Here is a 3,884-nt window from a genome sequence, read left to right as displayed (position 1 = left end):
CGTATAGCCGGCAGCGGTACCCTTTATTTTCAGTTGCTTATCGTTTTCTATCACATCATCCGCGGTGGCTTTGATCACTGGTGCGGTAGTAGTGAAAGTGTTGCTGTTCTTAGGGAATACAATGCTGCTTTGCAAGGTCTGATAGTCGCCGGCAGCGGCATCGGTGCCGGTTGGATTGGTAGTCAATGCAATGCTTACATCTTTGGCAGCGGAATAACCTGCAGGCAATGACACTGTAAAAGCAGTGCTGCCGCCCTCTGCAAGGGTAGACGTTACCGCGGTCAATACCAGTTTCTTTTGTGCCGGGTCCGTGCCATCGGTGATATGGATGATGGCGCTCGTAGCCGGCATATTGGTGTTGCCGGCGTTGCCATCTACCTTAATAAACCCACCGTCGTCAAACACGTTGTTGGTGTTGGTAGTAATGGCTGTAGCAACACCCGACGGTGCATTGGCTGCAATGGTAATGGAAGCGGGTATGGCGCCATGACTGGTACCTGCCGTAGTAGATGCTACTGCATCCTTTGCCAGGTTGATGGTCCAGGCTTTACCTGCTTTCCAGCTATGCGGGAAAGTAGCGGTTATAACAGCTGAACCTCCTTCTGTTACAGGGTCAGGCGCACTGGTGAGCAATACGGAATCACCCGCAGGGAAAGGATACTGCGCATCTTTAATGTTAATATCAACGGTGGCAGGCAGGAAAGTATACACAGTGCCCAGCGCATCGCTCACTGCCGGGGTAATGTGGATATCTTCTGCATCTTCCACCAGGATATCACCCGCTACTTTCAGTTCCGCAATACCGGAGGCTCCTGTAAAGGAAGTATCCGCGGGCAGGTAATAATCGGTATTACGTGTAGCCGTTCCAGTAGCGCCGCCAAGTGTTACCTTGATCGGTATTTCGGTAGTTACACCGGATGGTAAGCTAAAGCCAATATTATTGGTGCTGTTCTCGTTCACCGCCGCAGTTGGCAGCGTGAAAGTGAGTTTGGTTTTATTGGCATCCCTGCGGGTGGCATCATCAATAATAACAGCAGTATCTGAAACTGTGTATCCACTGAGTCCGAATACACTGCCGGTCAGCGCCAGCCGTTCATCCTGCTCAATAATATTATCATCGCCTGCCGCATTTATAATGGTGTAGGTAGTGGTATAAGGAGATGCTGTGTTGGCCGGTAAACGGATGGTATCTTCCGATATCCAGCCAAAATCTGTTATACCGGCTTCGGAGCCGGTGGGGTTTCTTTTCAGCGCAATCACAATGTCTTTTGCAGAAGTATAACCGGCAGGTAGTGCAATGGTAAACCGGGTGCTGTCGCCTTCATCCAGGTGATACTTCAGCGGGGCAATAGTTAATTGCTTCTGTGCGGGCGCTGTTTGATCATTAATAGTAAGCGTGAGACTGTCTTTCACCAGGATACCGGTTCCCGGTGTACTTCCTGCTAATACCAGCTTGCGGGTATCATCAAATACCTGGTTGGCGCTGGCGCCTACCAATACGGTATCAGACAATGTTTTGCCGGGTAAGATAGTCACTGTACCGGAAGGAAACGTATAGGTTCCCGGCGCCGCTGTGGAAGAACTGCCTGGAGTAAAGTCCACCTGGATAGGTATTTCGGTAGTAAGATTAGCAGGCAACTCAGCCCATACACCGGGCGAAGCGCCTTCATTAACGGTGTTTGCAGAAATGTGTAAAATGATGGGCGCTGTCATCGGCAGCTGCACATCCGTAATATTTGCCACATACGGCGTAACAGTAGTGGTGTAAGTAGTGGAGGGTATTGGATCGGAAGCAGAAAGCTCTATCTCTATTTTTTCCGTTCCTTCTATAGCATTATCTGCATTGATCTTGAAGGGTACCGTCACCTGGCCGGCTCCCTGCGGAATGGTAACAGGGCCATTCAGCTCATAGTCGGTACCATCGGTAGCGGTAGAAGTGCTTTTTTTATTGATCACTACATCAATCGGCAGATCGGTGGTCACATCCTTTGGTAAGGAGATGGTTACTGATCCGTTATAAGGTTCCTTCAGCAGTGCAGGATCATCGGTAGTGAACGACAATACCGTTAATGTAGGGTCCAGCCTGGTAGCGTCTTCTATATGAAGCGACCCGGAAGATGTTTGCGGCTGCCCCATTACCATAGCATCCGCTTTGAAATTCACCAGTTCATCCTTCTCCAGGATACTGTCTTTCACAGGTCTTACAGGGATATTTACCCCGTTGGAATCTATTTCTATGTAAGCAACATTATCATAGGTAAAGTCTGACCCAATCGCTTCTGTACCGGCAGCTACCACAGAAATATCTACTTTGGTTCTTTCGGATGCCAGCACTCCCGGCGGAAGCGTTACACGGATGGAATCAGTGGTGCTGCCTTCGCGGATCTTCGCAGGCGCAGATAACGTGATATTCCGCGGTTCATCATCCTGGATGGTATAGGTACTGGTAGTTCTCCCGGTAATATTCACCAGCTTGTTCTCAGTAACCGGCACCAGCTGGAAAGTCATATGCCGGCTGTATTCCAGGTTATTGTTACCAATGATCTTAATGTTGGTGAGTTGTATCTTATCGCCGGGAACATAAGCCTTGGCCGGGATCATAAACCCACCGTAAAAGGTAAAATCCGTACCCTGCACAGCGTTATGCGATCCGCCGGACGGAGGCACCAGCGCTACTTTCACATACATCTCCGATGTAATGGTAGCAGTATTATTCACTACCAGGTATAAGTTAGGTAAGGTGAGATCCCCGTTATTTCCTTCCAAACCAATAGCTGAATCTTTCTCAAATGATACGGAAATGGGATCTGTGTTGGTACTAAGCGGCGTTCCCTGCAGGTTAATATGCACCGGTGAATTATCATATCCGTAATCAACTGCCACACGGGTACCCACTGCTTTGGCTGTTGGCTTTACTCCCAGGTTGATAGCTGCGGCAAGCCCTTTGGTGGAAGTGTTTACGCCTCCTTCATCAATGGCATTCACCAGCTCCATGTTGTTAAATACCTGCCGGTCGCCCGCTGATTTCGCCACATAAGAAGAAAACGTTGTATAGGCGTGATAGGTATGTGATAACGGGCCTAAAGTAGCATTGGGATAAGCAGGATTATATGCTGCCGGTCTTATAAACCCGATGATATCCGGGTTAGCGCCGCCGCCCGGAGGATTCATAAACCCTGTAGCGCTTTTGTTATTATCCAGCAGGGGCGCCACCGGGTTATCCTGCATAGTGGGAAATTCACTCAGGTACAGGTGAAATGTGGTGGAAGGCCGGTCGTTATAAAAAGTATAATCCAGTACAAAGTAACTGTTGGGCGCCACGTAGGTGATGGTCATCAGCATGGTGAGATCGAAGGGTCCCCTGCCGAAATTTTCGTAATAAGAGAGCGTACCGGCCAAACAAACCTTATAAGGATCTGCCACTGTACCGGCCCCCATCACCTCGGATATTTTTGTAAAATTGATATCAAGGGGCGAAGGCGTAAAAAAACCGGTGGTGTTCTCTATCTTAAAATTTGAGCGGATGCCCATTACCGCGCTGCTGTTCTCCTTCCTGGATTCAGATCTTCCGTTCCTCGTAATTTCATAGGTACCGTCTGCGTTGATCTTTATCCTCAATCCGTCGGTAAGCGTATTACCTCCCAGCGGGTTAATGGTAACCTGAGCCTGTACGCCCGTACTTACCAGGAAAAAAGCAGCTATGAGGAAAACAGCCTGGCACAGGAACACATGGATACGATGGGGCATACCTTGCTTGATTAATTTCGTAGGATAGGAAAGGAGTAACATATAAGCGTGTAAATTTCTATTTATACATATAGATTTTAAGTCAAAAATGTGAAAAACAGTCCTTTGTAAAACCCTATATGCGGATCTCTTAAAAT

General features: G+C 48.4%; 1 protein-coding gene. It reads right to left on the bottom strand.

What is annotated here, in order from left to right:
- On the bottom strand, window positions 1-3,747 hold a 3,747-nt coding region (locus VN105_RS02850; protein WP_325637722.1), incomplete at its 3' end, for a Calx-beta domain-containing protein.
- Between the last annotated feature and the right edge of the window lie 137 nt (window positions 3,748-3,884).

It is taken from the genome of Chitinophaga sp., from assembly GCF_035564935.1.
In the GTDB taxonomy this organism is placed as follows: domain Bacteria; phylum Bacteroidota; class Bacteroidia; order Chitinophagales; family Chitinophagaceae; genus Chitinophaga.
This window is presented reverse-complemented; position numbering and strand designations above follow the sequence as displayed.